At 48.7% G+C, this 1,788-nt stretch carries 1 protein-coding gene and 1 pseudogene; both read left to right on the top strand.

Going from position 1 to position 1,788, the window contains the following annotated elements; translation table 11 throughout:
• Positions 1–27: 27 nt before the first annotated feature.
• Positions 28–846, top strand: a pseudogene (locus ACN4EK_RS32515) (PA domain-containing protein); the annotation flags it as partial.
• A gap of 6 nt (positions 847–852) precedes the next feature.
• Positions 853–1,494, top strand: coding sequence for a T9SS type A sorting domain-containing protein (locus tag ACN4EK_RS32510; RefSeq protein WP_431662586.1), 642 nt, complete (start codon positions 853–855; stop codon positions 1,492–1,494).
• The last annotated feature ends 294 nt before the right edge of the window (positions 1,495–1,788 follow it).

The raw sequence follows: 1,788 nt of genomic DNA, 5'->3' as shown, positions 1-1,788 counted from the left end.
AGATGTGTATAAGAGACAGGTGCTTGTGAGTTTGGTACCAAAGCTTTGGCCGCACAACGTGCTGGTGCCATTGCTTGCGTAATTATCAACAACCAAGCCGGTATCATTAACCTGGCCGGTGGAGGTAATGGTTTAAACGTAACCATTCCTACAATACTCATCACTGCTGCCGATGGTGCCCGCTTGCGTCCGTTTATGGTCGATTCAAACAGCATCCTCATCGGTCAAAAGCGCGGTTTCTTCGCCGATGACTTCGGTTTCACAACCGGTAACCTTATTCGTCCGATCGACTGGTCGGTGCCCCATACTCAAGCAGAGCGCCCTGGCGACTATGTGTTGAAACTGGGTGGCAACGTGGTAAACTACGGCCAAAACGCACAAACCAATGTGAACCTCAACATCCGTGTTGATTTCACTAACTCAGCTGGTACTACCTCTACCATCTACAACCAAACCGGTACTTTGGCTTCTTTGCCCAAAGATTCTACCCGTTTGATCACTACTCCCGACCTTGACTTGAATGCTACTGGCAAAGGCCGCTATGCTATTCGTTATGAAGTAACCGCTGCCAATACCGACCAATTTGATGGCGATAATGTAAATACTCAAATTTTGGTGTTGTCAGACTCTATTTACTCAAAGTCGCGTGTCGACAGCGTGGGTAACCCATTGCTTTCGGGTGGTATCCGTCCATCTGATGCAACCGCTGGTCCATACGATTTCGGTATTTGGTTCTACGCCAAGCGTGGCCACCGTGTAAAAGTGAACAAAGTGAAGTTCGCCTTTGTAACCAACGCCGGCTTCCAGTTAATCAATGAAACAGTGGTAGGTAAGGTGCAGCAGTGAATCGACGTGAATACCAACAACGCCATCGATCCAGGCGAATTGCTCGAGATGGGTGAAGGTTTTTACACTTACAACGACAGCTTGGGTTCAAACTCGGTGCGTGAAGTAGCCATTACCGACATCAATACCAGCCAGCCAGGCGTGTTACTCGACAGCAATGGTGTATATCTCATTTCGGTAGCTTACACTGGTACCCAAACAGGCGTATTTACCTGTGTTGACCCACAACTCGATTACACTGCCTCTGTAAATCCTTACCAGCAGTTTATTTCACCAGTGTTTGTTGCTACTTGGAACCCCAATGGTTTCGGTCCTACCCGTGTACCTTCTATCTCTGCAGTAACTTCAATCGTTACCAATACTTCAAGTGTTGAAAACCGCGAGCGCAACGATATGAGCATCCGCGTATATCCTAACCCTGCCCGCAGCGACGTATATGTTCGTTTGAGCGCCGAAAGCATGATTGGCATGGTGAATTACGAAGTAATGGACATCACTGGTCGTGTAGTAATGAGCGGCGAGAAGATGATTGATGGCATGAGCGATCAAATCAACCTGTCTGTAGCTACTTTGCAACAAGGTGTTTACACCCTGGTTACCAAAACTGGCAAAGGCTTCAACAGCAGCCGTTTTGTGGTAACCAAATAAGGTTTAACAAACGCTAATCACTAAGGGGGCTTCGGCCCCCTTTTTTATTACCCTTGAGATTGGTTTCCTGCAGAAAGCGCAGATTTACGCAGATCCTTTTCTGCATCCGTCTGCGAAGTCTGCGGGAAACTTAAGCGCCGCAGGCGTATAGCCAGCCTTTGGCTGTCTTGTGTCCCGCAGAAAACGCAGATTTACGCAGATCCTTTTCTGCGTCCGTCTGCGAAGTCTGCGGGAAACCCTAGCGCCGAAGGCGCATAGCCAGCCTACGGCTGTCTGATGTCCCGCAGAAAGCGC

The organism is Pantanalinema rosaneae CENA516 (assembly GCF_050753385.1).
Classification (GTDB): Bacteria; Cyanobacteriota; Cyanobacteriia; order Leptolyngbyales; family Leptolyngbyaceae; genus Pantanalinema; species Pantanalinema rosaneae.
This window is presented reverse-complemented; position numbering and strand designations above follow the sequence as displayed.